The organism is Planotetraspora kaengkrachanensis (assembly GCF_016862895.1).
GTDB classification, from domain to species: Bacteria; Actinomycetota; Actinomycetes; order Streptosporangiales; family Streptosporangiaceae; genus Planotetraspora; species Planotetraspora kaengkrachanensis.
In genome coordinates, this window is sequence record NZ_BONV01000002.1 from 368,542 (window position 1) to 395,102 (window position 26,561).

General features: G+C 67.7%; 29 protein-coding genes. 17 read left to right on the forward strand and 12 right to left on the reverse strand.

Going from position 1 to position 26,561, the window contains the following annotated elements; all coding sequences use genetic code 11:
- Positions 1–340 precede the first annotated feature (340 nt).
- On the reverse strand, positions 341–724 hold the full coding sequence (locus tag Pka01_RS04505) for an ArsR/SmtB family transcription factor (RefSeq protein WP_203881269.1): 384 nt from the start codon (positions 722–724) through the stop codon (positions 341–343).
- Between the two features lie 221 nt (positions 725–945).
- Between Pka01_RS04505 and Pka01_RS04510 the strand changes: the two genes are divergently transcribed.
- Positions 946–2,796 (forward strand): heavy metal translocating P-type ATPase, encoded by a 1,851-nt coding sequence (locus Pka01_RS04510; RefSeq protein ID WP_308442196.1) that lies wholly within the window; start codon positions 946–948, stop codon positions 2,794–2,796.
- Between the two features lie 131 nt (positions 2,797–2,927).
- Here the strand turns inward: Pka01_RS04510 and Pka01_RS04515 are convergent, their stop codons facing one another.
- Positions 2,928–3,920, reverse strand: a complete 993-nt coding sequence (locus tag Pka01_RS04515) for a ZIP family metal transporter (protein WP_203881270.1) — start codon at positions 3,918–3,920, stop codon at positions 2,928–2,930.
- Positions 3,921–4,027: 107 nt separating this feature from the next.
- Positions 4,028–4,693, reverse strand: a complete 666-nt coding sequence (locus tag Pka01_RS41530) for a DivIVA domain-containing protein (protein WP_373318095.1) — start codon at positions 4,691–4,693, stop codon at positions 4,028–4,030.
- A gap of 163 nt (positions 4,694–4,856) precedes the next feature.
- Between Pka01_RS41530 and Pka01_RS04525 the strand changes: the two genes are divergently transcribed.
- The 3 genes from Pka01_RS04525 (at position 4,857) to Pka01_RS04535 (ending at position 6,888) form a co-directional block, all read left to right on the forward strand.
- The gene (locus Pka01_RS04525) at positions 4,857–5,033 is read left to right on the forward strand and encodes a hypothetical protein (protein WP_203881272.1); all 177 of its coding nucleotides are present in this window, start codon (positions 4,857–4,859) and stop codon (positions 5,031–5,033) included.
- Between the two features lie 507 nt (positions 5,034–5,540).
- Positions 5,541–5,897 (forward strand): ArsR/SmtB family transcription factor, encoded by a 357-nt coding sequence (locus tag Pka01_RS04530; protein WP_239114725.1) that lies wholly within the window; start codon positions 5,541–5,543, stop codon positions 5,895–5,897.
- Positions 5,890–6,888: a cation diffusion facilitator family transporter gene (locus Pka01_RS04535; protein ID WP_203881273.1), complete on the forward strand. Its 999-nt coding sequence runs from the start codon at positions 5,890–5,892 to the stop codon at positions 6,886–6,888. The genes Pka01_RS04530 and Pka01_RS04535 overlap by 8 nt, the downstream gene beginning before the upstream one ends.
- Before the next feature lie 35 nt (positions 6,889–6,923).
- Here the strand turns inward: Pka01_RS04535 and Pka01_RS04540 are convergent, their stop codons facing one another.
- Together Pka01_RS04540 and Pka01_RS04545 are read right to left on the reverse strand one after the other, a co-directional pair.
- Positions 6,924–7,496, reverse strand: a complete 573-nt coding sequence (locus tag Pka01_RS04540) for a vitamin K epoxide reductase family protein (RefSeq protein WP_308442197.1) — start codon at positions 7,494–7,496, stop codon at positions 6,924–6,926.
- Positions 7,497–7,555: 59 nt separating this feature from the next.
- Complete coding sequence (locus tag Pka01_RS04545) at positions 7,556–8,227, reverse strand: DsbA family protein (protein WP_203881275.1); 672 nt, start codon at positions 8,225–8,227, stop codon at positions 7,556–7,558.
- Positions 8,228–8,409: 182 nt separating this feature from the next.
- Between Pka01_RS04545 and Pka01_RS04550 the strand changes: the two genes are divergently transcribed.
- Together Pka01_RS04550 and Pka01_RS04555 are read left to right on the forward strand one after the other, a co-directional pair.
- Positions 8,410–8,772 carry a BlaI/MecI/CopY family transcriptional regulator gene (locus Pka01_RS04550; protein WP_203881276.1) on the forward strand — a complete coding sequence of 121 codons (363 nt, stop codon included), beginning with the start codon at positions 8,410–8,412 and terminating at the stop codon, positions 8,770–8,772.
- Entirely contained in the window at positions 8,769–9,716 is a 948-nt protein-coding gene (locus tag Pka01_RS04555) for a M56 family metallopeptidase (RefSeq protein WP_203881277.1), read from the forward strand. Before Pka01_RS04550 ends, Pka01_RS04555 begins: the two co-directional genes overlap by 4 nt.
- 5 nt (positions 9,717–9,721) lie before the next feature.
- Here the strand turns inward: Pka01_RS04555 and Pka01_RS04560 are convergent, their stop codons facing one another.
- Positions 9,722–10,336: a copper resistance CopC family protein gene (locus tag Pka01_RS04560; RefSeq protein WP_203881278.1), complete on the reverse strand. Its 615-nt coding sequence runs from the start codon at positions 10,334–10,336 to the stop codon at positions 9,722–9,724.
- Between the two features lie 153 nt (positions 10,337–10,489).
- Here Pka01_RS04560 and Pka01_RS04565 point away from each other — a divergent pair, with 153 nt between their 5' ends.
- A complete protein-coding gene (locus Pka01_RS04565) occupies positions 10,490–11,533 on the forward strand; it encodes a CopD family protein (RefSeq protein ID WP_203881279.1) in 1,044 nt (347 codons plus the stop codon).
- 174 nt (positions 11,534–11,707) lie between these two features.
- On the opposite strand, the gene Pka01_RS04570 is transcribed toward Pka01_RS04565, so the two are convergent.
- From Pka01_RS04570 to Pka01_RS04580, 3 genes are all read right to left on the reverse strand, one after another.
- Positions 11,708–13,210, reverse strand: a complete 1,503-nt coding sequence (locus tag Pka01_RS04570; RefSeq protein ID WP_203881280.1) for a CehA/McbA family metallohydrolase domain-containing protein — start codon at positions 13,208–13,210, stop codon at positions 11,708–11,710.
- Positions 13,211–13,368: 158 nt separating this feature from the next.
- Complete coding sequence (locus Pka01_RS04575; RefSeq protein WP_203881281.1) at positions 13,369–14,616, reverse strand: MDR family MFS transporter; 1,248 nt, start codon at positions 14,614–14,616, stop codon at positions 13,369–13,371.
- Positions 14,613–15,671 carry a PLP-dependent cysteine synthase family protein gene (locus Pka01_RS04580; protein WP_275414424.1) on the reverse strand — a complete coding sequence of 353 codons (1,059 nt, stop codon included), beginning with the start codon at positions 15,669–15,671 and terminating at the stop codon, positions 14,613–14,615. Before Pka01_RS04580 ends, Pka01_RS04575 begins: the two co-directional genes overlap by 4 nt.
- A 353-nt stretch (positions 15,672–16,024) precedes the next feature.
- On the opposite strand from Pka01_RS04580, the gene Pka01_RS04585 reads away from it, so the two are divergent.
- The 6 genes from Pka01_RS04585 (at position 16,025) to Pka01_RS04605 (ending at position 20,105) form a co-directional block, all read left to right on the forward strand.
- Positions 16,025–16,432: an ArsR/SmtB family transcription factor gene (locus tag Pka01_RS04585; protein ID WP_239114728.1), complete on the forward strand. Its 408-nt coding sequence runs from the start codon at positions 16,025–16,027 to the stop codon at positions 16,430–16,432.
- Between the two features lie 137 nt (positions 16,433–16,569).
- The gene (locus Pka01_RS40610) at positions 16,570–16,743 is read left to right on the forward strand and encodes a hypothetical protein (RefSeq protein ID WP_239114735.1); all 174 of its coding nucleotides are present in this window, start codon (positions 16,570–16,572) and stop codon (positions 16,741–16,743) included.
- Positions 16,744–16,772: 29 nt separating this feature from the next.
- Positions 16,773–17,642, forward strand: coding sequence for a cation diffusion facilitator family transporter (locus Pka01_RS04590; protein ID WP_239114733.1), 870 nt, complete (start codon positions 16,773–16,775; stop codon positions 17,640–17,642).
- Positions 17,643–17,707: 65 nt separating this feature from the next.
- Complete coding sequence (locus Pka01_RS04595; RefSeq protein WP_203881284.1) at positions 17,708–18,634, forward strand: transporter substrate-binding domain-containing protein; 927 nt, start codon at positions 17,708–17,710, stop codon at positions 18,632–18,634.
- A 26-nt stretch (positions 18,635–18,660) separates the two neighbouring features.
- Positions 18,661–19,308, forward strand: coding sequence for an amino acid ABC transporter permease (locus Pka01_RS04600; protein WP_203881285.1), 648 nt, complete (start codon positions 18,661–18,663; stop codon positions 19,306–19,308).
- On the forward strand, positions 19,305–20,105 hold the full coding sequence (locus tag Pka01_RS04605; RefSeq protein ID WP_203881286.1) for an amino acid ABC transporter ATP-binding protein: 801 nt from the start codon (positions 19,305–19,307) through the stop codon (positions 20,103–20,105). The genes Pka01_RS04600 and Pka01_RS04605 overlap by 4 nt, the downstream gene beginning before the upstream one ends.
- A 77-nt stretch (positions 20,106–20,182) precedes the next feature.
- Here the strand turns inward: Pka01_RS04605 and Pka01_RS04610 are convergent, their stop codons facing one another.
- On the reverse strand, positions 20,183–21,067 hold the full coding sequence (locus Pka01_RS04610) for a helix-turn-helix transcriptional regulator (protein ID WP_203881287.1): 885 nt from the start codon (positions 21,065–21,067) through the stop codon (positions 20,183–20,185).
- Between the two features lie 159 nt (positions 21,068–21,226).
- Between Pka01_RS04610 and Pka01_RS04615 the strand changes: the two genes are divergently transcribed.
- From Pka01_RS04615 to Pka01_RS41145, 3 genes are all read left to right on the forward strand, one after another.
- Positions 21,227–21,988: an SDR family oxidoreductase gene (locus tag Pka01_RS04615; protein ID WP_203881288.1), complete on the forward strand. Its 762-nt coding sequence runs from the start codon at positions 21,227–21,229 to the stop codon at positions 21,986–21,988.
- A gap of 54 nt (positions 21,989–22,042) precedes the next feature.
- Entirely contained in the window at positions 22,043–22,822 is a 780-nt protein-coding gene (locus tag Pka01_RS04620) for an SDR family NAD(P)-dependent oxidoreductase (protein WP_203881289.1), read from the forward strand.
- Positions 22,823–22,918: 96 nt separating this feature from the next.
- A complete protein-coding gene (locus Pka01_RS41145) occupies positions 22,919–23,044 on the forward strand; it encodes a hypothetical protein (RefSeq protein WP_275414425.1) in 126 nt (41 codons plus the stop codon).
- Between the two features lie 95 nt (positions 23,045–23,139).
- Here Pka01_RS41145 and Pka01_RS04625 read toward each other — a convergent pair whose 3' ends face one another.
- Positions 23,140–24,009, reverse strand: a complete 870-nt coding sequence (locus Pka01_RS04625) for a class I SAM-dependent methyltransferase (protein ID WP_203881290.1) — start codon at positions 24,007–24,009, stop codon at positions 23,140–23,142.
- A 110-nt stretch (positions 24,010–24,119) separates the two neighbouring features.
- Complete coding sequence (locus tag Pka01_RS04630) at positions 24,120–24,731, reverse strand: XRE family transcriptional regulator (RefSeq protein ID WP_203881291.1); 612 nt, start codon at positions 24,729–24,731, stop codon at positions 24,120–24,122.
- 386 nt (positions 24,732–25,117) lie between these two features.
- On the opposite strand from Pka01_RS04630, the gene Pka01_RS04635 reads away from it, so the two are divergent.
- Positions 25,118–26,561: MFS transporter (locus tag Pka01_RS04635; RefSeq protein WP_239114729.1), on the forward strand; the 1,444-nt coding region annotated here is incomplete at its 3' end.

Sequence of the window (26,561 nt, forward strand, 5' to 3'; positions counted from 1 at the left end):
CGGCTCTACCACCAACTGGTGCAGGTGGTCACCTGGTTGAGTGTGTATCCGCAGGCGCGAAACTGATACGACGGATCATTGCTGGTGGCTTTGGCCGCGGAAGTCTTAGAGGTCCCCATGGTCGACTGGGAAGGGCCCGCACTGTAACCAGCTGCGACCACCGTCTCGGGTCCAGTCCATCCAGACCGATTCTTCGGTTCTCGTGTTGCCTTCGATCTTGGCATCGTTGTCGCACCCGGAGATCGAAAACGCCCCGGCCGTGATCGGCTCGGGGCGTTAGTGCTGTTCAGGTGTCGTGGTCGGGGGCAGGCCGAGCTGGCGGCCTTCGGCTTTTCAGGCGTCAACCACCGGCCACGGGGTGGGCCTCGTGAACGCTGGTGTCATTGCCCGGGTGGTCGGGGAGATCTCGGTCGGCGTGGTCGGCGTGGAACAGCGCTTCGTCCAGCAGCCGCCGTACGTGGACGTCCGCGGCGGAGTAGTAGACGAAGGTGCCTTCGCGGCGGCCTTTGACGAGGCCGGCCAGCCGCAGCTTGGCGAGGTGCTGGCTGACCGTGGTGGGCGTGGCGCCGACGAGCTCGGCGAGGCAGGCCACGGACGATTCGCCCTGCAGCAGCGCCCACAAGATCTTCATCCGGGTGGGGTCGGCCAGCAGCCGCAGTGACTCGGCCGCCAGGTGCACCTGCTCCTCGCTCGGCATCTGGAAGTCCGATAGAGACGTGTGCATGTCCTCAGCGTACGCCATAGTCGACTACTTGAATACCTGCGTGACTACGCATATATGATGATGCGGTGATAGCGAGTAAGGGCGCTGACGTGCTCGAACATCGACAGAGGCCGAGAGAAGTCGTGTCAGCGCAGCCACGCCGTACCCGCTTACTGCGTTTGGCGGAAGTCAGATGGGCGCTTGCGGCGACTGTGCTCTTCGCGGGGGGCGGCATAGGGCAGTTGGCCGGGACTCCCATGTGGGTGTGGTGGGCCCTGTACGCGGCCTGTTACGCCGCAGGGGGGTGGGAACCGACCCTGTCCGGGCTGCGCGCACTCACGGAACGACGCCTGGACGTCGACCTGCTCATGGTGGCCGCGGCCCTCGGCGCCGCCGCGATCGGGCAGATCACCGACGGCGCCCTGCTGATCGTCATCTTCGCCACGTCGGGAGCGCTGGAGTCCTACGCCACGCAACGGACACAGGACTCGGTGCGTGGGCTCCTCGACCTGACCCCGGATACGGCGACCGTCCTCCGTGGCGATGGGACCGAACATGTCGTGCCCGCCTCGGACCTGGCCGTCGGTGACGTGGTTCTCGTCCGGCCGGGAGAACGTGTCGGAGCGGACGGCCAGGTCCTCGATGGGGCGAGTGACGTCGACCAGGCCACCATCACCGGAGAGCCACTCCCCTCCCCCAAGCAGGTCGGGGACGAGGTGTTCGCCGGGACCGTGAACGGCACGGGAGCCCTTCGCGTGCGGGTCGAACGACCGGCGGGCGACACCGTCCTCGCCCGGATCGTCGCCATGGTGCAGGAAGCCGGCACCACCAAGGCCCGGACTCAACTGTTCATCGAGAAGGTCGAGCAGCGTTACTCGGTCGGCATGGTCATCGCGACTCTGCTGCTGTTCGCCGTGCCGTTGTCCTTCGGCGCGGACTTCCAGCCGACCCTGTTGCGCGCGATGACGTTCATGATCGTCGCCTCGCCCTGCGCGGTCGTCCTGGCCACCATGCCGCCCCTGCTGTCGGCGATCGCCAACGCCGGACGGCACGGCGTCCTCGTCAAATCCGCCGTCGTCCTCGAACGACTGGGCGCGAGCAGCGTGGTCGCGTTCGACAAGACCGGCACCCTGACCGAGGGCACTCCCCGCGTAACGGAAGTCCGCATCCTGCCGGGCGTCGTCGGGAGCGACAGCGAATTGCTGGCTCTGGCCGCCTCCGCCGAGAACCCGTCAGAGCATCTCCTCGCCCGAGCGGTGGTGGCCGCCGCCCACAAGGCCGGTCTTTCCCTGGAGCATGCGGAGGAGTTCTCCGCCCTGCCGGGCCGCGGTGTCCGTGCCCGCGTCGCCGGCCGCTTGGTCGAGGTCGGCAGCCCGGCACATCTGCTCGGCACGACCGAGCCTGACGACGTCGTCGTCACGGACGTCGCGAGCCTTGAACTCGATGGCCAGACCGCGGTGGTCGTGCGGGTGGACGGGCGCGTCGCCGGGGTCGTGGGCCTCGCCGATCATCTGAGGCCCGGGGCCGCCCAAGCCGTCGAGCAGATCGCCACCCTCACCGGGACCGGCCCGGTCGTGCTCACCGGCGACAACCCGCGCGCGGCACGTCGGATCGCATCCCAGCTCGGCATCACCGATGTCCACGCCGGCCTGCTCCCCCACGAGAAGGTCGACGCCGTACGCGCGCTGGAAGCCGGCGGGCACAAGGTCATGCTGGTCGGAGACGGCATCAACGACGCACCGGCACTCGCAGCGGCGCACACCGGACTCGCCATGGGACGGGCAGGATCCGACCTCGCGCTGCAGACAGCCGACGCGGTCATCGTCCGGGACGACCTGTCGACGATTCCCGCAATCATCGCCCTGTCCCGCCGGGCCCGACGGCTCGTCACCGCGAACCTGATCATCGCTTCGGCGTTCATCTCGGTCCTGGTGGCCTGGGACCTGCTGGGAGACCTGCCGCTACCGCTGGGCGTCGCCGGGCACGAAGGGTCCACCATCATCGTCGGGCTCAACGGTCTACGCCTTCTACGAACAGCGGCCTGGCAACATTCAGACACGAAGAAGCGACACCGAAAGGGTGAGCTCTCCTGAACGCAGAACCAGGCCAGTACCGCCGTAGCTCGCGCGGCCGGCTTCCACCTCAGTGACCTGCCACTGGTGACCAGGAAGAACAGCCGATACGACCTCCGGACATGGCTGCACCACCGGGACACCGGCCTCGATCAGCAATGATCGCCGGAAACAGCGCATGCGTGAGGGCGATGGTTTTGCGAGTGGAAGGAGTCGGTCTCCCCCGTTGGCGTCGTGGGCCGTGGGGTCGGACGAGGTGAGGAGTCCACGGACGCCTTCGTCGTCTGGCCGGCTGAGGTCGACGTGGCCTCCGCCGGTTCTTCTTCGTTGAACGTGTGGGCGGTGGCGAGCAGCACTCCGGCCGTCGTGGCGGCCGTGGCGGCGATGGCGATCTGACGCGTGGACAGGCGTCCGTTGCGTTGCTTGCTTGCGGCCAGTTTCATGCCGACGATCGCGGTGCGGAGAAGGACGCCCATCACCATGCTCAGCAGGATGGGGACCATCTGGGGAGGCAGCGGGCTGAAGGTGGCGGTCGCGACACCGACCGCGGGGCTGACGCAGGAGACGACGAGCCAGGGCGTGAGGCGCCGCCGTGCGATGTCCAGCAGCGCGGCCAGTGCGAGTCCTTCACTGGCGGAGTGAACGGTGAGGGCGATCACCACCACGATCGAGGCCGTCAGTGCCAGGGTGGCGCCTTCGATGGCACGGTGCGTGGTCAATGCCGCCGCGGTTCCCATGCCGCCGTACACGGCGGCGTCGACACCCTGCTTCACCCGCCGATGGATGCCGGGGGCGTGCCGACCGTTGCGGGGCGGTTCGTCCTCGGGACAGGCGCAACCCTTGCGGGTGAAGTAGGTGATGACGAGGAATCCGAACGCGGCCGCGAGCGCCGGCTCCCACAGAGGGACGCCGGTCTCTCCGGCTTCGGCGTACGCGTCGGGCAGCAAGTCGACGAGAGCCGTGACGATCATCATGGCCGAGGCGATCGCCAGCCACAGCGTCATCCGCCGGCTGTTGCGTCGTGCGAGCCATGCGCCGGCGAGGGTGGAGGCGCAGACGAGCAACACCGCTGCCCAGGCCTCCTGCCGGGCGGGTTGTCCTTCCAGCACCGGCTCCATGGCCTGTGCCCAGGCGGATGGGGACATTGATGATCACCTCTGGTGAATCTGTCCGCCAAGGATCGGCGGCGCGGATGGATCCCGGGCGGTCGTGAGGTCGTGGTCATACACGTGCGGAGGTCGGTCGTGGAGCCTTAGGGCGCAGGGCGTTGGGCGGCTTCGCCGATCGTGCCGTCGCCGTGGACCTGCGGTGTCGGGGATTCGCCGTTGTGGTGGAGCTGGTCGAGCAAGGTCCGCATGTGAGTGATTCGGCCGTCGAGCGTCTGCTTCATATGGGTGTCGAAGTCGGCGATGAAGGCGTGCAGTGTCTGGATCCCGCGGCCCATCGCCTGTTTGTGGGCCTCGTGCGTGGTCGCACGTTGGAGGGCCGCACCTGTGTTCAGCGCGTCGTGTCGCAACTGTTCGGCGCGTGCGCGTGCCTGACCGAGGATGGCGTTCGCTTCCTGGTGGGCCTTGGCGACGGTTCGTTCGGCGGCTTCGTGGGCGAGTTCGATGATCCGGGTCGCGCTGTCACCCGACCGGGCCGGCTGGGGACCTTCATCAGGTTCAAGCGGGCGCGCCCGGAGTTCTCGGTTCTCCTGAAGGACCGCGTTCAGGGTGGCCTCCACCAGGCCCAGGAACACGTCCACCTCGGCCAGGTCGTAGCCTTCGCGAAGGCGCACCACTGTGAACACCTGATTGCGTACGGCCACCGGATCCAGCAGCCCATCTGGTCCTGGTGGGTCCAGGGTCTCTCCGGCCGATCCGTTCAGTGCCGCGTCCGCGGCATGGCCGTGTCCATGTCCGTGGCCTTCGCCCATGACGAGTTCACCGATCCCTTGCGTTATGCCGTTATGGCCGAATGCTGAGCGGTATTTCCTGTGCGGCGCCGGACGATGATTTCGCGCATTCCCAGGGACTGGACCCGCTTCTGGGACATGCAAATCGCGGAAGCGGGCCCCGTTCGACAAAGCAACCCGTTTCTTGCCGGCAGGTTCGGCCCGCTATCCGGAGGCGGTTCCCGGCGGTTCGGGTGTGGGCCGGCTAGTCGTCGGCGTGGCAGTGCCCGTGCTCGTCGTGGTGATCTCCCTGGTGTTCGTGGCCGTGATCGACGTGAGGATCCGCCTGGCCGGGTTCGGTGCAGGGGGTGTCCATGCATGACGAATGCGCGTGCTTGTCATGGCTTTCTGATTCCATTGGAACCTCCATTTCAGATGCGATTTCGCATTGCGCGCGCCCGTCTCCCGTCCGCCGAACGGGAGACACGGAGGGCTGCGATCCGGTAGGTGGCCTCACCCCGGATGAGGGCGGACGGTGACCGCGACCCGGCCTGCGGGGGCGCGGACGGCCATAGCGGGGGTGACCCGCTTGGTGATGTTCACGATGACTCCCTTCTGCTCGCATCGCTTTGCCTGGGGAGGCCAGTGTGGTGGTCGAGGCCAGGAGACCTGACTCCGCGATGCTCACTATGTGTAGTTCTCTGATTACCCTACGATTACACATTTGAGCAATCGTTCAATCGTTTCTTTTACCTGCGGGGCACTTGCAGCGATAACCATGTGCAACTGTCCGTTCACTGAAAGTCTTGACATGCTGCGGGCTGGATCTAAGCTTGTACATGTGAATAGTCGTTCAAATGTTGTGCCGATCGCCTCGGATGCGTGCGCGGTGCCCGTTGCGGACGCCGATCGGGTGGCCGCGATCCAGAGGGCACTGCCGTCCGAGGAGTGCGTGCAGAACCTCGCGCACGTCTTCGGGCTGCTCGCCGACCCAGGACGGCTGCGCCTCATCTCCGCGCTGTTGGAGGGCGGCGAGATGTGCGTGTGCGACCTGGCGGCCGCGACCGGACAGAGCATGTCGGCCGCCTCACACGCTTTGCGACTGCTACGTGCCGACCGAGTGGTGAAGGTCCGCCGAGCGGGGCGGATGGCCTACTACCGGCTGGCCGACTCACACGTACGGATGTTGTTCGATCTGGCCATCACCCATATCGGGCACGAGGACGGAGAACGCGGCGATGACTGACCGGCCGGGCGACGGCGGGAGAGCCACCTTTCGAAGCGATCACGCCCATGGGCATGGGCACGGTGTCAGTGCACAGGCAGACCGGCGCCATCTCTCCGGGGCCCTCGCGCTGATCGTGGGATTCATGGCCGTTGAAGTGGTCATCGGCTTCATCGCCCAGTCGCTCGCGCTGATCTCCGACGCGGCCCACATGCTGACCGACGCCATCGCGATCGTCTTCGCCCTGATCGCGATGAGGATCGCCGCCCGGCCCCCACAAGGCGGCTTCACCTACGGCCTCAAACGTGCCGAGATCATCTCCGCGCAGATCAACGGCATCACTCTGCTGCTGCTCAGTGCCTATTTCGTCTACGAAGGCATCCGGCGGCTGATCGTCCCGCCCGAGGTCGAAGGCCTGTACGTGGTCGTCACGGGAGTGGCCGGCATCGCCGTCAACCTCGCCGCGACCTGGCTGCTCAGCAAGGCCGACCGTGCCAGCCTCAACGTCGAAGGCGCCTTCCAGCACATCCTGAACGACCTGTACGCCTTCATCGCAACCACGGCGGCCGGCGCGGTCATCTGGCTCACCGGGTGGGGAAGGGCCGACGCCATCGCCGCCCTGGTCGTCGCCGCACTGATGCTCAAGGCCGGGTGGGCTCTCGTCCGCGACTCAGGCCGGGTGTTCATGGAAGCCGCGCCTGCCGGCATGAACCCGGCGGAGATCGGTCAGAGGACCGCCACCCTCGACCAGGTCACCGAGGTGCACGACCTGCACATCTGGGAGGTCACCTCGGGTTACTCCGCCATGTCCGCCCACATCCTGGTCGAACCGCAAGCCGACTGTCACCTGGTACGGCAGGCGGCCGAGCGGCTCGTGCACGACGAATACGGCATCGGCCATACGACCTTCCAGGTCGACCACGCCATCGCAGGACGGCCCGCCGACGACCGTGCCGAGCGTCATTGCGCCGACCCGCATGGTCCTATCCACCGACCACACGGGGCTCATTGACGCACGATGACCCTGCCCGCTTTCGGGCGTGGCCTTCAGAGCAGTGTCACCCAGTACGACCAGAAGCGCTGCAGGATGAGACCCGCGACGGCGAGCAGCCAGACCGTCAGCACGATCGTGTGATAGCGGCCTGCCATCCGGGCGATCCGGCTCGACCCTCCTGGGATTCTGCCGGTCTCCAGATTGGCCAGGGTCGCGTACCAGAAGACGGTGATCGTCACGACCCAGACGACCATGCAGTAAGGGCACAGGGCGCCGATCCGGTACAGGCTCTGGAAGATGAGCCAATGAACGAGGACCACGCCGGCGAGAACTCCCGACTGCAGGCCGTACCAGAACCAGGCGCGGAACCTGGCTCCGGCGAGCAGGGCCATCCCTACGGTGGCGACCAGGGAGAACGCCGCGATTCCGATCAACGGGTTGGGGAAGCCGAAGAGCGACGCCTGCTCGGTCTTCATGACTGATCCGCAGCTCAGGACCGGGTTGATGCTGCAGCTCGGAACGTAGTCCGGGTCCGCCGCCAATCGCAGCCGCTCCCCCATCAGCACGAAGGACATGACGGCGCCGACGCCGCCGCCGACGGCGAGGATGAAGGGCAGTGCCTTCATGACGATCGACCGTCGTGTGCCTTCGGTTGTCGGGTCGACGCGATCGGTGCCGGACCCGGTCATGAGGCGAGTGCCGCGTCGATCTGCGACTTCAGGTTCGCGTACGTGGGGTCGGTCTCGAGCGGGCGGCCGTTGAGGAAGATGGTCGGGGTGGCCTGCACACCCAGTGCGATGCCGTCCTGTTGGTCCCGCACCACGCGGGCCACGGTCTCGGGAGCGTCCAGATCGCGCTGGAAGGCCGTCATGTCGAGTCCCGTTCGCGTGGCCAGGTCGAGGAAGAAGTCCCTTCTGGACGTCTGGGCCTCGCCCCACTGGGCCTGGGTCTCGAACAGCTTGGCGTACATCGTCTCGAACTTGCCCTGCTTGGCCGCGGCCTCTGCCACCTGGGCGGCGAGCTGACCGTTGCGGTGGCCGGGCAGGGGGAAGTACCGCACGACCACGTCGATTCTGCCGTTGTACTCGGCGCGGACCCGCTCCATGTGGGGGAAGGTCGCACCGCATGCCTCGCATTCGAAGTCGAGAAACTCGACAAGGGTGACCTTGCCGTCCGCGGCACTGAGCTTGTGGCTGTCCGCCCGCACCAGGAGTTCAGCGGGTGCGGCCTGCCCCGGACTCAGGCTGCCGGCCGCCGAACCCGGCGCTTCGGCCGGGCCGGCGAACAGCATGAACGCGGCGACGACCGCTGCGACGACGGCGGCGACGACAAGTGTGATCTTCAGATTGGTGGTCATTTCCCGCTTCCGAGTGAAGTATCGAGACTGGCCATGACTGACTTTCTACCAGACGTAGAAGTTGGCTGGACCGCGAAGGGACTGCCTTGAGCCGGTGTGCGGGGCGAACTCATTGGTCGGCCTGCTCGGCGGCGGGTAGCCTTCGACACGACGTAGAACCGAGCGGGGCGGAGACCGGACCGGTGCGGCTGGGCCATCTAGAGCGTTCGATCATGGAAGTGCTGTGGAGGCATCCGCAAGGGATGCTCGCGCAGGATCTGGCCGCCGAGCTTCCGTCGGATCCCGCCGTGACGACCGTCCTGACCGTACTCGTACGGCTTTCGCGCAAGGGCATGGTGACCCGGGCCCGCAACGGACGGGCACACGTCTACTACGCGGCGGCCGACAAGGACGCCTTCGTCGCCGAGACCATGCGCGCCGCCCTGGAGGAGGCGCAGGACGTGGAGGCCGCGGTGAGCCGTTTCGTCGGCACGGTCTCACCGGAGGTCGCCCAGGCGCTGCGCGAGGCACTTACCGATCAGGTGGAGCACGAGGAGGGCCCGTGACCCTCTGGCTGGCCGCCGCCGGCGTCGCGCTGGTGCCCGTCCTGCTCGGCGGAGAGGTGGCGGCCAGGCTGGACTCCGCACGCTGGACCCGGCGCCACCCCCGGGCCGCCCTCGTCTCGTGGCAGGCGATGGGCCTCGCCGCCGGCCTCGGAGCCGTCGGAATCGGCCTGGTGGCGGCGGTCGGGCCGCTCGCTGCGATCTTCCCGCACGGGATGCACGTGCTGGCCAGGCAGCTTCTCGATGGAAACGGCCTGCATGGGCTCGGGCCTGGCCACATGGCCGCCTTGGCGTGGTCGGCCGGCCTGATCGTGTGGCTGGTCGCTCACACCATCCGCATGACGGCGAAGGTCGTTCGCGAGCAACGCCGCCTGCGTCTCATGGTGGACGTGGTCGGCGAGCACTCGGCAGAGCTCGACGCGTACGTGCTTCCTGATTCGCGACCTGTGGCCTACTGCGTTCCCGGCAGGCGGGCGCGCGTGGTGCTCAGCCAGGGGACGCTCGATCTTCTCGACGAGCGGCAACTCGGAGCGGTCCTGGCGCACGAACGTGCTCATGCGCGGGGCCATCACGACCTGGTCCTGCTGCCCTTCCTCGCGTTCGCTCGAGCATTCCCGTGGTTGCCGGCGGCGAAGATCGCCCGGCGGGCCGTCCCCCTGTTGCTGGAGATGCTCGCCGACGACCGGGCCAAGCGACGGCACGGGGAGGCGATTCTCGCGGAGACTCTGGTGCGGATGGCCACGGCGATCTCCGGACAGGTGACCGCAGGCGCGCCGGCCCTTGCCGAGGTGGGCGCGCTCGACCGCGTGGAAAGGCTTCTCCGCAGGCATCCACACGGGGCACGATGGGCACCCCTGGTCGTCTACCCCGCGGCGGGCATGCTGGTCAGCGGCCCCCTCGCCGTTCTCATGGCGCCCCTGCTCTGTCTCACCGTCTGGCCGGCCTGAGACTGTCACCGGCCGCAGGAATCGTTCGGCGTCTTCTTCTTCCGACCAGACAGCGCGAACAGCGCCGCAGCCGCCAGTAGTGCCGCTCCGATGAGCAGCCACAGGAGACTTAAGGACTCGCCGGTGGTCGATGCCACCGGCGAGGCGGATTCTGTGACGCCGGACGGCGATTGCGGTGCGGTCGGCGCCGTGGACGATGGTGCGGCGACTGCCGTGTTCGCGCTGGGAGAGGCGGCCGGCGTAGCGCTGGGGCCGGGACTCGGGGGCGCTTCCACCGTGAACGGGATCTCACCGGTCAACGGGTGACCGTCGGAGGAGACCACCCGATAGGCGATCGTGTATTCGCCCGACGGCAACGGGCCGGAGACCGCCTGCTCCACCCTGCCCTGATTCACCTCCGCTTTCCCCTGTTGGTAGGTCTCGCCTCCTGCGGCTCGCACCACGATCTTCGGGAACTTCACCGAGGCGGTGAACTCCAGCGTCACCTTGTCGACGGTGGCGACCTTCGCGTTCTTCTTCGGCGTGCTCGACTTCAGGGCGTCGTGGGCCTGGGCGGCGGTGATCGGCCACAGAGCGGCCACGAGAACGGCGACGAGCACCGCAGACCAACGGGCGAGCATGGGCGCCCCTTCTTCTCTCGAGGTGGAGCGAGGATCCGGCCCTTGCGGATGGTCTCCGACACATGGGAAAGATCCACTCAAATCATCTTCTACATTATGTCGAAGTTGGGTCCGGTTTCTCCGGGGCCCGTAGAAAGGTGGATCGGCCGACGCATGATCACGACGTCATCACGCAGGCGTGGCACCTCACGGCTGCGATCGTTCGGGCACCGCGGGCTGATGGCCTGGCTGCTCGTGATCTCCGTGGGATCCGCCGCGGTGGCGGTGTCACTGACCGCTCCGGAGGCGGTGCCGGGCCTTCCGCCGCCGGGCCCCGTCGTGCGGCTCGGCCTTCCGGCGGCGCGCGTCCTTGTGGACGTGGCTGCCACAGCCGTCGTGGGACTGAGCCTGCTTGCGAAGCTGCTCGGATTCGACCGGCCCGAACTCACCGAACCTGTGATGCGCACGGCTCGCCGCTGGGCGGTGCGTGCCGCGTTCGTCTGGGCCTGCAGCGCGGTCGTCGCCGTCGTCCTGCAGGCGTCGGAGGCGATGAGTCCCAGCGAGTTCCCCAGCCTTGCGCAGCTCGCGGCTTACGTCGGGCAGATCAGTTCGCCCAAGGGGTTGCTGGCCAGCGCCGCGTTCGGCATGCTCGCGGCGGCCTTCTGCAAGCTCGCCATCCGGTACGGGGAAAGCGTGCCGGCTGAGCTGCGCATCGTCGTGAGCCTGTTCGGCCTGCTTCCGTTGCCTGTCACGGGCCACGCCGCGCAGTGGTACTGGCACGACCTCAGCATGGTGTCGATGGAGTTGCACATCACCGGAGCCGCTCTGTGGGCGGGAGGGCTTTTCGCGATGACCGTGCTGGTGGCCGCCAGGCGGGACCTCCTGGTCGACGCGCTCCCCCGATTCTCCAAGCTCGCCACCGTCTGCCTGCTCGTCGTGGGGGCGTCCGGGCTGGTCAACGGCTTGACCCAACTGGCTCTGGATACCGAACTCCCCGGATCCCTGCTCACGTCTCCCTACGGGCAGTTGGTCATCGCGAAGACGGCATGCCTCGTGGTGGTGGCGGTCCTCGGGGCGAAGATCCGGTGGAGGCTGATGCCGTGGATCAGGCGAGGAGAAAGGACGTCCCTGTTCGCCTGGGCGTTCGCCGAAGTGACGGTGATGGCGATCGCGTACGGCATCGCCGTCGTGCTCTCGCGCGCGTCCATCGCGCCTTGAGACATCCGGCCGACGCATCGGATGGCGGAGGACTCGCGAACTCGCGGGTGAACCCGGCCCCTCCTGGACAGGGGCATGTGTGGGAGGGGCCGGGCTCCGCTTCGCCGTCATGCGGCTGATCATGTGACCACGGCCAGGCCTACCCGCAGGGGAAAGCCCGGCCTGGTCAGCCGACTAGCGGACCTCGACGAAGACCGGGTTGGAGTAGAACCACAGGTCGTCCCACGGGCTCTCCTTGCCGTCGGCGAGGGGCTCGGCCTCGTCGGTGCTCGTGCCACGGACGCGGGCGTACAGGTCGGTCTCCACGTTGCGCAGCGTGTACTTGATCACGTACTCGCTGCCCTGCTTGTGCCAGTCGCGGGGGCCGAACCGCGCCACGACCTTCGTGGTGGGGTTGGTGTCGGAGTCCAGGTTGGCCGCCGGACCGGTGACCTGGCCGACGATGAGGTCGACGCGCCGGACCTCCGGGCGGTCGCCGTTGGCGTTATTGCCCTGCAGCGGCCGGAACCGGATCTCGATCTCGACGTCACTGCGGTTGCGGCGGCTCACGACGAGCGTCTCACCCGAAGCGGCGTCGCGTCCCTGGCCCTTGGCCGTGACGTCGAGGCTGGTGATGAGGTCACCGGTGGTGACCCAGATGCGGCCGTTGCGCAGGCCGTCCATGATGTCGGCGTAGTCCTGCCTGGCGTGCACGTAGGTCTTGCTGTACTCGCCCGGCCAGAAGTCGGATCCGCCGCGGGTCCAGTGGACGTGCGAGTCGGAGGTGGCGGTGATCCACCAGCGCCTGCCCTCGCCGAGCAGCGAGTCCCACAGGCCGCCGACGCGGGCCGTCATCTGGTCGAAGCCACCATAGGTCGGGTGGTTGCCGTAGCCGCCGCGCGCGCCGCCGTTGAGCGGGCCGGCCTGGTGGCCGGGGGCGCCCTCGAAGCCGACGTAGATGTCGGGGGCCACGTTGTTGCCGTTGCGGAACTCGTGCGGGGTGTCCTGGCCGTAGACGCCCAGGCCGGTGGCCGACCGTGCGGCGTGGTGGGCGATCACCAGCGGCTTGTGCCGCATGCTCTTGGCGGCCTTCAGGAACTCGATCATCTTGGCCTCGGTGTCGCGGCCAGGATCGGCGGGGAACGGGTCGTTCTTGGCGAAGCGGCTCTCCAGCTCGAACAGCTGCTGCGCCTCGTCGTCGTGGCGGGGGATCATCAGGGTGTGGTGGTCCAGGTTGGGGGTGTCGAACTCCATGCCCCAGAACTGCAGCACCTCGGGAACCAGCCTGCGCGAACGCAACAGATCGGGGTAGGCCTGCTCCAGGTTCACCTTCGAGTGCGTCGGACCGCCGTGGTCGGTGCACATCGCCCAGGTGAGGCCGAAGTTCTTCGCCATGATCGCGTTGGTGACGATCGGGTACACCGCGTCCGCGCCCTTGTGGAACACCGGGGGGTTCTTGGTGGTGTCGAACTCGCCGCTGTATTCGGAGTGCACGTGGTGGTCGCCGGCGCGCCACACCCGGTTACGCGAGTCGCCGTTGCCCTGGTTCTTGTCGTCGTCGCGGTCGTGCGCCTGTGCCGTGCCACCGCCGACGAACGGGGCGGCGGCGACGAACGTCGCGCCCACACCCGCGTACTTGACCAGCTGACGCCGCGAAAGCGCCGACCGCTCGGAATCTTCGCTCTTCTTGCCCTGCATGTATTGCCCCTCGTTCGTCTGTCGTGGGTAACCGACCTGAGAACTCTCTGAGGGCACGCTGAACACAGGCTGAACAAAGATCGGGAACGGACGGAACAAACCGCTCCAACATGCTGAAATCACTCAGGTGGGCTAGGCACCCGCGGATCCGCGACGCCTCAGGGCTTGTGCAGGGCAGGTTGGGCGTGCGCCTGTTCCGTGAGGCGGCCGCTGTGATGCAGGGCGTGCATGCCGTAGGCGGACGCCAGGCCGGCGAGCGCCAGGAACAGCCACGGCAGGGCGTGCGAGCTGGTTCCGTTGGTGACGTCGAGCGAGAGGCCGATGAGCAGGTTTCCGATGAGGATGCCGATCCCGGAGATCAGGTTGTAGAGGCCGTAATAGGTGCCGACCAATCGCTCCCCGGCCAGTCGCGCGATGGTCGCCATCTCGAACGGGAAGACCAGCAGCGTGCCGAGGGTGAGAACGGTGACGCACGCGATGACGAGCATCAGGCCGACGAGGCCGGGCAGGTGATCTGCGGGAATCAGCAGCGTGAACGCCAGGCCCATCAGAGCGAGTCCGACGGACATGGCCTGGGCGGGTCGCCATCTGCGCTCGCACCAGGCCGTGACAGGGAGTTGGGCGAAGATCCCCAGCAACGCGGAGATCACATACAGCACCGGAACGCCTGACTCACTGCCGGTGAGCCGCCGTACCTCCAGCGGCAGCCCAAGATAGATCTGATACGACAGGGCGTAGTAGGCGAACATCGTCACGGCGAAGCGGGAAAAGGTGCGATTGCTAATGGCTTCGCGCCAGTCGGCGAGCACCGGCCCCGAGCCTGCGGCGGCCCCGGTGCGGGGGGGCAGATGACGCCATTGCAGCACGGTGAGGGCCGCGAAGACAGCGGCGGCGGTGAGGCACATGATCCGGAAGTCCAGGCTGATCAGCGCCATGCCGATCAACGGCCCGACGAGGATCCCGGTCTGGTAGTAGACGTTGAACAGCGCGAAGGCCTCAACCTTGCGCTCCCCTGCCTCGTGGGCCAGGTACGCACGCGCGGCGGGGTTGAACAGGGCGCCCGCGAAGCCCGTCAGCACCGCGGCGGTGATCACGGCGGGCACGGCCGCCGAGAGGGCGAACATCGCGAAGGCGACGGTACGGAGGGCGCAGCCGGCCATGATGAGCGGCCGGTAGCCGAGCCGGTCGGCCATGGTGCCGCCGACGAGGAACATCCCCTGCTGGCTCACGTTGCGCAGCCCGAGGACCAGCCCTGCCGTCCAGATCGCCATGCCCGCCTGGGCGGTCAGGTGGTCGGCGAGGTACGGCATGAGCATGTAGAAGCCGATGTTGATGCCGAGCTGGTTCACGAACAGGACCCGGGCGGCTGGACTGAACGAACCCGACGCCCGCAGTGTGCCGATCAACGGATCCGCTCCAGTGGGTCGGTGACCACCCGGCAGCGGGTCCAGCGGGTGACTTCTCGTTCGCCGGGGTTGCCGACCTCGTCCGGCTCGTCGGCGGGCGTCGCCAGCAGGTCGTGCCTCGAGCAGTAGTCGTCGCTGTAGACGGTGTCCCAGTAACGCCAGGGCCCATCGGGGAACACCGCGACGATGACGCGGTCCGCGCTCAGAGTCCCGGCCAGCCAACGGGCCACCAGTGCTACCGCACCGGTGCTCCAGCCGCCGGAGATGTTGAGGCCTGCCGCGAGCCGCCTGCACGCCCATACGGCCTCGGCCGGGCCGACCCAGTGCACCTCCCTGAAGGCGTCGTAGGCGACATTGCGCGGGTGGATGCTGCTGCCCAGCCCGCGCATGAGGCGGTCGCGGGGAGGCTGGCCGAAGATGGTCGATCCCACGGCGTCGACGCCGACGAGCCGGAGGCCGGGGAAGCTCCGGCGAAGGGCGCGGTGAATCCCCGAGCTGTGCGCTCCGGTTCCCACTGAGCAGACCAGAACGTCGATGCGCGGAAACCGCTCAGCCAGTTCGCCGGCGAGCCCCGCGTACGCCTCGACCAGATCCGGGTTGTTGTACTGGTCGGGCCAGTAGGAACCTGGCAGCTCCCGCATCAGCTCGGCCACCCGGTCGCGACGCGCCTGCTGCCAGCCCCCACGTGGGTGCGGCCTGTCGACGATCTCCACCCGTGCGCCGTAGGCCTGCAGCATCTGCCGCATGATGGGCTCCAGGCCCACGTCGGCGACCAGGGTCACCGGGTGCCGGTAGACCGCGCCCGCGAGCGCAAGTCCGAGGCCGAACGTCCCGCTCGTCGACTCGACGATCACTCCGCCGGGCGGAAGTTCTCCACGTATGCGGGCCTGATGGATCACGTGCAGTGCGGCCCGGTCCTTGATTCCTCCCGGGTTGAATCCCTCCAGTTTCGCCCAGAACCCTCTCCCGTCCGGGACGAACGGTTGATCGACGTACAGCGTGGGTGTGTTGCCGATGACGGCTGCCGACGAAGTCGCCCGTTCAGGAGATCTCACCTGAGGAGAACCGGCATGAATGGTCATTTCACATCTTCCGGATATGAGGCATTTCGTAGATGGCCGCCATCCGCACGTAGGAAGGATCCCGCACAGACCGTCGACTCCGACGCGGCCACCCTCCAGAGACACGAATCAACGAAATACGACCGAAACGGGTAATTCTTATCGAACTGCCCGCAGGTCCCGTACACGACGGGCCACGACCTTTGATCTTCCAGTCCCGTCCGGTCGGCATTCAACTTGAGGTTCGCGACAAACAACGCGAAACCCGCCAAGTCCATTTGCAAAATTTCGATTGAGAGCAAACGACGGACTAGTGAAAAGGAAATGGCGTCTCTACCATTCGACATGTGAGCAAGCGTTCAGATGTCGCACCGCAGGAGGCTGAGGCGACCCGCCCGGTGGACCCCGAGCGTGTGGCCTCGGCGCTGGCGGCGATGCCGACCTCGGAGTCGATCGAGGAGTTGGCGCAGATTTTCGGGCTGCTGTCCGATCCGCCGAGGATGCGCTTGATCATCGCGCTGCTGCGCGGCGGGGAGATGTGCGTGTGCGACATCGCGGCCGTGTCCGGGCACCGGGAATCGGCGGTCTCACACGCGCTGCGCCTGCTGCGCGCCCACCACGTCGTACGTGTGCGCCGGTCCGGACGGCTGGCCTACTACCGCCTGGCCGACTCACACGTCCGCATGCTCCTCGATCTTGGACTGTCGCACATCACGCACGTCCCGGCGGCGCATTCCACTGACGGCGCCCAGTAGCCCGCGACTGTAGGAGGAGGTACTCATCATGGCGATCTCACAACCTCACGGACCAGACCTGCGCGCAGCCTCGCACGACCACGCGCATGGAGACGAGGATGAGCATGGCGCCGGTCACGCACCGAACGAGCCGTCACATGACCACGGGAACGAACGGCGCCCAGGTCTCTCGCACGCACCCGGCCACGGCGAAGGACACGGGCCTGGACACGGCCAAGGACACGGCCAAGGACACGGCCAAGGACACGGCCAAGGACACGGACACGGACACGGACACGCGATCTCCGCCGACGCGGACCGGCGCTACCTGACCGCTGCGCTGGCTCTTCTGGTGGCGTTCATGGCCGGGGAACTGGTGGTCGGGTTCGTCGCACGGTCACTCGCGCTCATCTCCGACGCCGGGCACATGCTGACCGACTCCGCTTCGATCGTGTTCGCGCTGGTGGCGATGAGGCTGGCCGTACGCCCGGCACGCGGCATCTTCACGTTCGGCTTCAAACGGGCAGAGATCCTGTCGGCGCAGCTGAACGGCGCGACCCTGGTGGCACTGGGAATCTTCTTCTTCGTCGAGGCGATCCGCCGCCTCATATCTCCAGCGGAGGTCGAAGGCGGCCTGGTGCTCGTCACCGCACTGGTGGGCATCGTGGTCAACGTCGGGGCGACGTGGCTGCTGAGCAAGGCGGACCGCAGCAGCCTCAACGTCGAAGGCGCCTTCCAGCACATCCTCAACGACCTGTACGCCTTCATCGCCACCGCGGTGTCCGGGCTGATCGTCGTGCTGACCGGCTTCGTCCGGGCCGACGCGATCGCGACTCTGATCGTCGCGACGCTCATGCTCAAGGCCGGCTACGGACTCATGCGCGACACCGCCCGGATCTTCCTTCAGGCGGCGCCGTCCGGCTTGGTCCCGGCGGAGATCGGTGCACGGCTGGCGACGCAACCGGACGTCTCCGAGGTTCATGATCTCCACGTCTGGGAGCTCACCTCCGGGTACTCCACGCTGTCCGCGCACGTGTTCGTCCATCCTCGGGGCGACGTCGACTCCGTCCGGCGCTCGCTCCAGAATCTCCTCGCCGACTCCTACGGCATCATGCACACCACCCTCCAGGTCGACCAGATCGCCCGGATCGCGAGCGGGGACGTCGCCTGCGTCGACATCGCCCACTGCCCTGATCCGCACGGGCCCCATTTCCTGTCGCCACACGACTGAGCCCCGGCCGTCGACTGACCCGCAGATCTCGTATTCGGTGCACAGCAGTGGTGAGGGGGGCACTAGTGGACGGACATCCCGCTGTGGAGGTCCGCGAATCCAGCGGAGCCGGGAAGCGGATCCCGCCGCCGATGAACGGCTCGGCGGCAGAACACGGCCGTCGCCGGCTCCGAGTCGCGACCGTGCGTGCCGCGCTCATGTGCGTCCTGCTGCCGCTGGCGGGCCTCGGGTGTTCCCGACCGAACGATGACGTCCTGACACGCGCTCGAACCGCCGGGACGCTTCGCGTCGCCCTCACGCAGGCCAACCCTCCGTGGAACTTTCTCAACGGCGGTGACCATCCGGTCGGCTACGACGCGGACGTCGCCAACGAGCTGGCCAGGCGCCTGAAGATCGGCAAGGTGGACTTCGTGGGGTCCGACTTCGCGAGCTTCGTCGGCGGAATCCGGGCCGACAGATTCGACATCGTGATTTCCGGCCAGACGATCACGGCCGAGCGGCGGAAGCAGGTCGACTTCTCCCGTCCCTATGCCGTGAACGAGGTCTCCGTCTTCGTCCGGAAGGACGACGGTGCGATCTCCGGAGTCAAGGATCTGACCGGCAAGAGGGTCGCGGTCTCCGAAGGCACCACGCAGGCCGAGTTCGCGCGCACCGGCATCCCGGACGCGGATGTCCGGACCTACAAGAACGCGACGCTCGGCCTCACCGATCTGGCCCGGGGACGCGCCGACGCCGCCCTGGTGTCGCGGTTCCTGGGTGGCTATCTGGCCCAGCAGAAGGGCCTTTCGGTGAAACCCGTGGGCCCGACCCTGCAGACGGAGGTGCTCGGCATGTCGTTCAGGAAAGGCTCTCTGCCCTTCAAGCAGGCCGTGGACCAGGCGATCGACGCGATGATCGCCGACGGCACGTTGTCGGCGATCTCCCGCCGATGGCTGAACGGCATCGACATGGCCGCCGAACTGCGGGAAGTACCGCCGGGCCGATATCCCTGAACCCACCCAGCAAAGGAGCGAACCTCATGGATCTGCTCGCACAATCCGTGCCCATCCTGCTGAAGGGCATGGCCATCACGATCTTCCTGGGTGTGACGTCGTTCGTCCTCGGCTTCTGGCTGGGCGGCCTCATCGCGCTGGCGAGGATCTCCCGCTTCGCCCTGCTCAAGGCACTGGCGATCGTTTACGTCTCGGTGTTCCGCGGGACACCACTCCTCATCCAGATCATGCTGGTGTACTTCGGGCTTCCTCAGCTCGGGATCCAGCTGTCGCCGGTGCCGTCGGCCATTCTCACCTTCACGCTGTACTCGGCGGCGTACCTGAGTGAGAACTTCCGCGGCGGCATCCTCGCCGTCGAGAAGGGCCAGTGGGAGGCGGCCGGCTCGATGGGCATGACCTACAGCCGGACGCTCAGGCGAGTCGTCTTCCCGCAGGCGTTGCGCATCGCCACCCCGGCGATCGGCAACCGGTTCATCGCTCTGATGAAGGACACCTCCCTCGCCTCCGTGGTCACCGTCGTCGAGCTCACCCGCGTCGCGGAAAGCGTCGGCAGTTCGACCTTCCGCTATGTGGAGGCGTTCGTGGTGGCCGGCGCCGTCTACTGGCTCATCAATTCAGTCCTGTCCGTCGGGCAGGAACTCCTCGAACGAAGGATGGGAAGGGCATACGCATGACCAGCGACGACGTGGCGATTCACGCACAGGGACTCCACAAGAGCTTCGGTGATCTCGAAGTGCTGAAGAGCGTGGACCTGACCGTCCGTACCGGCGAAGTAGTCGTGATCATGGGTCCGTCCGGGGCCGGCAAGACAACGCTATTGCGTTGTCTGAACCTCCTCGAGGAGCCCGACGCGGGAAGCATCACCGTCCGGGGGCGCACCGTGAACTGCGCAGGCCCGCGTCACAGCCGCAACCGGAGGCGACTGATCCGCGACATCCGGGTCCGCACCGCGATGGTCTTCCAGCAGTTCAACCTGTTCCCGCACATGACGGCCCTGCAGAACGTCATCGAAGGTCCCATCCACGTACGGCGGCTGCCCCGGCCCTACGCCATAGAGGTCGGCGAACGCCTTCTGGCTCGGGTCGGGCTCACCGACAAGCGGGACGAGCACCCCGCACGGTTGTCGGGCGGCCAGAAGCAGCGGGTCGCGATCGCCAGGGCACTCGCGATGGAACCCGAGGTGATCCTCTTCGACGAGCCCACCTCCGCCCTCGACCCCGAGCTACGCGCCGAGGTCCTTCAGGCCATCAAGAACCTCGCGGCCCACGGGATGACGATGGTGATCGTCACCCATGAGATCGCCTTCGCACGCGAAGTGGCCGACCGGGTCGTGTTCATGGACAAGGGCTACATCCTCGAAGAGCAGAGTCCGAGCGTGTTCTTCAGCAACCCCGCCAACACCCGCATCCGATCGTTTCTGCGCCTGATGTCCGACAGCGGTCCCCACCCCGAACTGGAGGAGGCCAGCTGAGGCGCCACCTGCGCTCTTTCCCTACCGGGAGGCCAAGAAGATCTACGCCGCTGCTCGCCACCCGGAGCTGATCGACGTCATCCGGGCCTGCGCTCCGCACTTCGCGTCCGACGGCGGAGTGGCGTGGTCTGGGCTGTGGTCTGGGCTGTGGTCTGGGCCATGGAGGCGAGGAGGCGTAGTTTCTCATCGCTCTCGCTCCCCTGGTCGGCGTAGTAGAGGACCAGGATCAGATCGTCGACGGGGAGCTTGTCTCGGTGCAGGCGCAGCTCGCCGACGACGGGATGGTTCACGGTAGTGGTGCCGCCTTCGAGGCTGCGGACGTCGTGCCGCGCCCAGAGGGTTCGGAACCGCTCGCTCGACAGGGCCAGCTCGCCCACCAGTTCCACGAATCTCGGGTTGTCGATGTCGTCGCCGATGGTCTTTCTGAAGGCGGCGATGAATTCCTCCGTGGAACGCGTCCAGTCCTGCTGGAACGCCTGCTCCTCAGGATCGAGGAGCAGTGATCGGAGGCGGTTGTGCCCGGGCTGAAGGCGCGGAGAGAGCGCGACCGCGAGCTGGTTGGATGCGAGCACGTCGAACGCGTGCCCTTCCACGAACGCGGGAACCTGCACGCTCGCCAGGAGCTGGTGCAACCGTTCGGGCACGCGTTCAGGCTTCGGGCGCCGCCGCGGCTTCGGGCGCTGGGCGGCCAGGCCGAGGAGGTATTCCTTTTCGAGATCGTCAAGGTGCAGGACCCGTGCGAGCGATTCGAGGACCTGGGGTGAGGGGTTCTTGTCGCGGCCGCGCTCCAGCCGCAGGTAGTAGTCGCCGCTGATGCCCGCGAGCATGGCGACTTCTTCACGGCGAAGCCCGGGAACGCGGCGATTCGCACCCGCAGGAAGCCCGACCTGCTCCGGAGTGACCAGCGCCCGCCGGGCACGGAGGTAACCGCCGAGCAGGTTGGCGCGGTTGTCGTCGCTCATCTGAGCATCGTATTTCAGGCCCCCTGAGCCAAGGGGGGCCCTGCTGGGACCCCGGAAGACGGGGGTACTGCCTCCGGCCGGAGAGCAGGCCGACACTGAAGGCGTCGCCGCACCGGAGACCCGCTTGTCGCCGCCGGTGCCCTGAGCAGGAGCAATCAAATGGACATCACCAACCGCACCGTCTTCATCGCCGGCGCCACCTCGGGAATCGGTCTTGAACTCGCTCGCCGCTTCGCCGCGGCCGGCAGCGCCGTGATCGTCGGCGGCCGACGAACCGACCTGCTCGACCGACTCGCGGCTGAAGGGTTCGCCACCGTTCCCATCGACGTGACCGGCCAGGACAGCGTCGACCGTGCCCGCGACACGATCCTCCACAGGCACCCGGGCCTCGACACGATCGTGACGATGTCCGGGGTCATGATCCCCGAGGACCTGCGCGATCCCGCGCACTTCAGTGCCGCGGAGAAGACGATCGACATCAACCTCCTCGGTACCGTCCGCGTCATCGACGCGTTCACCCCGCACCTGATCGGACGCGGCACCAGCACCATCATCACGGTCACCTCGGGCATCGGGTTCCTGCCGTTCCCGGTCATGCCGACCTACGCCGCCTCGAAGGCCGGCGTGCATGCCTACTCCGAGGCGTTGCGCGCGCAACTGGACGGCACCGGCATCGAGGTCTGCGAACTCGTCCCCCCGGCTGTCGCCACCACGCCTGAGCAGGCACGGCGCAACCCCCGCGCGCTGAAACTGGCCGAGTTCGCCACCGAGGTGATGGACCTGCTCCAGGCCGACCCCACTCCGCAGGAGATCCTCGTCAAGGGCGTGCTGATGCACCGGTGGGCCGAGCGCGACGGCACCTACGACGAGCTGGTCGCCCAGCGGTCGCAGGCACTCGCGATGCTCCCGGGCCGTCGGTAGGCCGCACCCCTGCCTCACGGACTCCAATTGATCTCCAATAGACAAGGAACAACAGTGAGCAAGCTCGCACTCGTCACCGGTGCCACCTCCGGAATCGGCCAGGCCTTCGCCGAACGCCTGGCCGCCGACGGCTACGACTTGGTGCTCGTGGGCCGGCGTCTGGAACGGCTTGAAGAGTTCGCCGCCTCGCACCCCGACATCAAGATCAAGGCCGTGGCCGCCGACCTGTCCACCGCCGCGGGCATGGCCACGGTCGCCGAGATCTGCGCGACCGAGCCGCTGACAATGCTCGTGAACAACGCCGGTGTCGCCCACTACATGCCGCTCGCCGAGCTTCCCGCCGACAAGGCCGCGGAACTCGTCAGCGTCAAGGTCCTCGCCCCCACGATGCTCACCCGCGCCGTGGTCGCGGGCATGCAGGAGCGCGGCGAAGGCACGATCATCAACGTGGCCGGCATGATCGCCTTCAGCGGTCCCGCCCCGCACTCCCAGATGCCCCGCCGCGCCGTCTACGGCGGGAGCCTGGCCTATCTCGTCGCGATGTCCCAGACCCTGAGCGCAGAACTCGAGGGCACGGGGGTCAACGTCCAGGTCGTGTGCCCGGGCGTGGTGGCCACCGAGTTCCACGAGCGCCAGGGCCTCGACATGAGCAGGGTGCCCCGCATGACGGCCGACGACGTCGTCACCGCGAGCCTGCGCGGCCTGGAGCTGGGCGAGACCGTCTGCGCCCCGGGCGTCGAGAACGCCGGCCTCCTGGACGCGGTCTTCCAAGCCGACCTCGCCGCCTTCGGGGCGCAGAGCCCCGAGCTCGCCACGCGCTACCGGGCCGCCTGAACCCACACGGCCGTCGGACTGTTCACCGCTGACGTCTTCCTCGTCAGTTCGTGCCCGGCAGAGCATGTTCAAGGAGACCTCTGCCGCTGCCCGTGCGTGCCGGCCATAGTCCGCTTCGCCCAGCACCATGGCGCGACCGGCTACGCCGACGAGGCCGCGCCGGTGAACCGGGTCGCGATCGAGCGGGCCGTGCTCGAGTCGACCACGACCTTCCACGCATGACGAGGCGGTTTCGTGTGACTCAGCGGGCGGACCACACCGCGTGGCGCGCAAACGCCGGCCGGCCCTGACCGTCGCCGGCGGCCTGGGTTCAGCCGTTACCGGCGTGCGGCCCAGACGGTGCGTTCAGTGCGGACTGCGAGGTCGCCGCGGCGCAGGATGCCATGAGGGCTGTCGGTGTCGAGCAGCCGGTCGAGCGCGGCGAGGTCGTCGGTGGACAGTGCGTCAGCCGTACTGTCGCGCAGGCGCCGCAGGGTGGCGAGCGCGTAGCGGCCGACGGCAGCGCTGCGGGAGCCCTCGATGTCGACAGTGAGGGTGCGTTCGCCTTCGATCGCGAATCCGGCGGCGGTCAACATGGGTCCCCAGTCGGCTCCGCGGTGGGGCATGTGTTCCGCATGGCGGCGCTCGCCGGCGGCATGGCAGCGTTCTTCCAGGCCGGGCCGGTCTTCTGGGGCGTCGTCCGGCAGGAAGCGGGGGAAGCCTGCCAATTCGACGACGGCGAACAGCCCGCCGGGCGCGAGGACGTCGTGGACGGTACGCAGGGTGCGGTGGGGGTCGGCCATGTGGTGCATCGAGGCAGAGGCCCACACCAGGTCTGGAGTGCCGAGGTGAGGCCAGTCGGCGGCGTCAAGATCGGCCTGCACGGTGTGCACTCGCTCCTGCACCCCCTCGGCGCATGCCTTCTCCCGTAAGCGGTGAAGGTGCTCGGCTGAGGAGTCGACGGCGATGACGTGCGCCTCGGGAAAGCGGTCGAGGAGGACGAACGTGCCGGCGCCCGTCCCGCAGCCCAGGTCCACGATCTCGTGCGGGGCCGCCTCGACGGGCAGCCATGCGGTGATGGCGGCGATGTGCTCGGAGAGGACTTCCGCGTCCAGGTCGAGGATCTCTGCCTGGCTGCCGGAGTCGGCGACGCCCTGGGGGGCGTGGCGCGCGCCCTGGTGGGGCGTGTGCGGGTGTTCGTGGGCCATGGATTCACCCTAGGACGATCATGCGTGGGCAGCACGATCGCTTGCCGTATCCGCAAGCAGATGGCCATCCGTGGTGCCGAACACGCAAAACGCCTGCCGAGAGCGGGAGGTCACGCGCGGGAGCCGTCTGATTCTCCGTCGCCGCCGGCACTCTTGCCGCCGCTGTCGCGCTGGTGGCCCCGGCGGGCGTCGCGGTCGAAGATGCCCAGGATCTCGCAGGGGCCGCCTTCGGCGCCGATGGCGTGCGGGAGCATGGTGGGGAACTCGGCGGCCTGGTTGGTCTCGACGCGGAAGCGGCGGTTGCCGAGCATGAGGATCGCGGTACCGGACAGGACGACGAGCCATTCCCTGCCGGGGTGTGCGCGCATGCGCGCGGGATTGTCCGGGGGCGGTTCGGTCATCCGCTGGCGCACGACGCTCATGCCCGGGTCGCCCTTGACCGGCCAGCGCATCAGCCCGTGGGTCGCGTCGATCATCGGGCTGGTGACGACATCGTCGGTTGCGGTCTCCACCAGCTGGTCCAGGGACGTGTCCAGGGCGCGAGCGAGGGTGACCAGCAGATCCAATGCGAGGCGGCGCTGACCGTTCTCGATGCGGGAGAGCGTCGACTGGCTGACATTGGCGCGGGTGGCCAGTTCCTCCAGGGACCAGCCCTGCGCCACTCGCAGAGCGCGGATGCGTTTGCGCACGAGGCCGTCCAGGTCGCCATCATCTTGCGTCATAGGCAAGATGGTATGCCTTCAACGCAACGTCGGCTTACGGTCCTCGTAGGTGGTCCAGAACGGCAGGACCACACCCAAGGGTGGAGGACCTGCCCGACTGACGTGGCGCTCGCCGCAGCACAAGGCGACACCATCACCGCCTGACACGACACCCGGGCCGACCGCGCGGCCGCACCAGGCGGCATGCGCGGCCGCCCTCATCCAAACGCGACCGGCCATGCTCCGGCGCTGAATCCGCATGCCCTTTTTGAGAGGAATCCATGAATAGGAACCAGTCCCCGCAGGCGACCGTCGCTGACGCGAGTGGCGATGATGCGCCGGATGCCCATCAGCTGCGCTCGATCCTGATTTCGGTCTCCGTTGCGCTGATGGCCGTCGTCGCGTCAGTGTCTGGGCTGAACGTCGCCCAGACCGATCTGGCCGTCGAGTTCGGCGCCTCGCAGAGCACGGTCCTGTGGATCGTCAACATCTACACCCTCGCCCTGGCCGCGCTGCTGCTGCCGCTCGGCGCCGTCGGTGACCGCTTGGGCCGCAAGCCGATGCTGATCGCCGGATTGGTCGTCTTCGGCGTCGCAAGCGGTGCGGCGGGCCTGGCCCCGACCGCCGAGTTGATGCTCGCCGCGCGCGCGGCCGGCGGTGTCGGCGCCGCGATGATCATGCCCATCACTCTCGCCGTCATCACCTCCACCTTCCCCGAGGAGGAGCGCGGAAAGGCGATCGGTGTGTGGACCGGCGTCGCCGGCGGCGGCGGCATCCTGGGCATGTTCCTGTCCGCCCTCCTCGTCGACGTCGCGGACTGGCGCTGGTTGTTCGTCCTGCCCGTGGTCCTGGTCGTCGTGGCCCTGGCCACGACGCTGAAGTCGGTTCCCGACTCCCGCGAGAGGTCCGCCCATTCCTTCGACACCGTCGGCGTACTGGTGTCGGCCGTCGCGGTGGTCGGGCTGATCTTCGTCCTGCAGGAGGGGCCGGAGCACGGCTGGACCGCACCCGCGACGCTGATCAGCCTTGCCGTCGGCCTCGTCGCCGCTGCCGGTTTCGTGGTCTGGGAGCTGCACCGCCGGGACGCATCGCTGCTGGACGTACGCCTGTTCCATGAGCGCGGCCTGGCCGGCGGCTCGATCACGCTGCTGGTGGTCTTCGGCGTGCAGGCGGGTATCGCCGTGGTCCTCTTCCCGTTCTTCCAGGCCGTGCTCGGCTGGTCGGGACTGGCGTCCACGGTGGCGCAGATGCCCATGGCGGTGACGATGATGATGACGTCCGGTCTGGCCCCCAAACTGGTGGCCCGCGTCGGCGCCCGCTCGACCATGACGGTGGGAATCGCGCTGGGCGGCATCGGTCTGGCCCTCATGGCCGTCTTCGTCTCTGTCGACGGTGGTTACCTGTCCGTCCTTCCCGGCATGCTCGTCATGGGCATTGCCATGGGCCTGTCGATGACGCCCTCCACCGAAGCGATCACCAGTTCCCTGCCGCGCGAGAAGCAGGGCGTCGCCTCCGCCCTCAACGACGTCACCCGCGAGTTCGGCACCGCGCTCGGTGTCGCCATGCTCGGCTCTCTCCTGTCCGCCGGCTACCGCAGCGCCATCGACGACAGACTGCACGGCATCCCGCAAGCTTCCGCAGACACCGCACGGGAAGGCGTCGCCAACGCGGTCGAGGCCGCGGGCGGTGCAGGCTCGCACGCACAGGACCTGGTTCACGCCGCCCAGCAGTCTTTCGTCGACGGCTGGCAGCAGGCCATGTGGGCCGGCGTCGCCGTCATGGGCGTGCTGTTCGTCTACGTCGCCCTCTGCGGCCCGAAGAACTCCGCCCCCGTGGAGGCCGACGGATACC

Coding starts and splice junctions, on each gene's coding strand:
- Pka01_RS04570 (WP_203881280.1), bottom strand. CDS start 13,210: ATGCAGGGCAAGAAGAGCGAAGATTCCGAGCGGTCGGCGCTTTCGCGG.
- Pka01_RS04515 (WP_203881270.1), bottom strand. CDS start 3,920: ATGTCCCCATCCGCCTGGGCACAGGCCATGGAGCCGGTGCTGGAAGGA.
- Pka01_RS04535 (WP_203881273.1), top strand. CDS start 5,890: ATGACTGACCGGCCGGGCGACGGCGGGAGAGCCACCTTTCGAAGCGAT.
- Pka01_RS04625 (WP_203881290.1), bottom strand. CDS start 24,009: ATGGCCCACGAACACCCGCACACGCCCCACCAGGGCGCGCGCCACGCC.
- Pka01_RS04630 (WP_203881291.1), bottom strand. CDS start 24,731: ATGACGCAAGATGATGGCGACCTGGACGGCCTCGTGCGCAAACGCATC.
- Pka01_RS04560 (WP_203881278.1), bottom strand. CDS start 10,336: ATGCTCGCCCGTTGGTCTGCGGTGCTCGTCGCCGTTCTCGTGGCCGCT.
- Pka01_RS04545 (WP_203881275.1), bottom strand. CDS start 8,227: ATGACCACCAATCTGAAGATCACACTTGTCGTCGCCGCCGTCGTCGCA.
- Pka01_RS04565 (WP_203881279.1), top strand. CDS start 10,490: ATGATCACGACGTCATCACGCAGGCGTGGCACCTCACGGCTGCGATCG.
- Pka01_RS04540 (WP_308442197.1), bottom strand. CDS start 7,496: ATGAAGGCACTGCCCTTCATCCTCGCCGTCGGCGGCGGCGTCGGCGCC.
- Pka01_RS04605 (WP_203881286.1), top strand. CDS start 19,305: ATGACCAGCGACGACGTGGCGATTCACGCACAGGGACTCCACAAGAGC.
- Pka01_RS40610 (WP_239114735.1), top strand. CDS start 16,570: ATGACCACGGGAACGAACGGCGCCCAGGTCTCTCGCACGCACCCGGCC.
- Pka01_RS41530 (WP_373318095.1), bottom strand. CDS start 4,693: ATGGGCGAAGGCCACGGACATGGACACGGCCATGCCGCGGACGCGGCA.
- Pka01_RS04505 (WP_203881269.1), bottom strand. CDS start 724: ATGCACACGTCTCTATCGGACTTCCAGATGCCGAGCGAGGAGCAGGTG.
- Pka01_RS04600 (WP_203881285.1), top strand. CDS start 18,661: ATGGATCTGCTCGCACAATCCGTGCCCATCCTGCTGAAGGGCATGGCC.
- Pka01_RS04615 (WP_203881288.1), top strand. CDS start 21,227: ATGGACATCACCAACCGCACCGTCTTCATCGCCGGCGCCACCTCGGGA.
- Pka01_RS04590 (WP_239114733.1), top strand. CDS start 16,773: ATGGCCGGGGAACTGGTGGTCGGGTTCGTCGCACGGTCACTCGCGCTC.
- Pka01_RS04610 (WP_203881287.1), bottom strand. CDS start 21,067: ATGAGCGACGACAACCGCGCCAACCTGCTCGGCGGTTACCTCCGTGCC.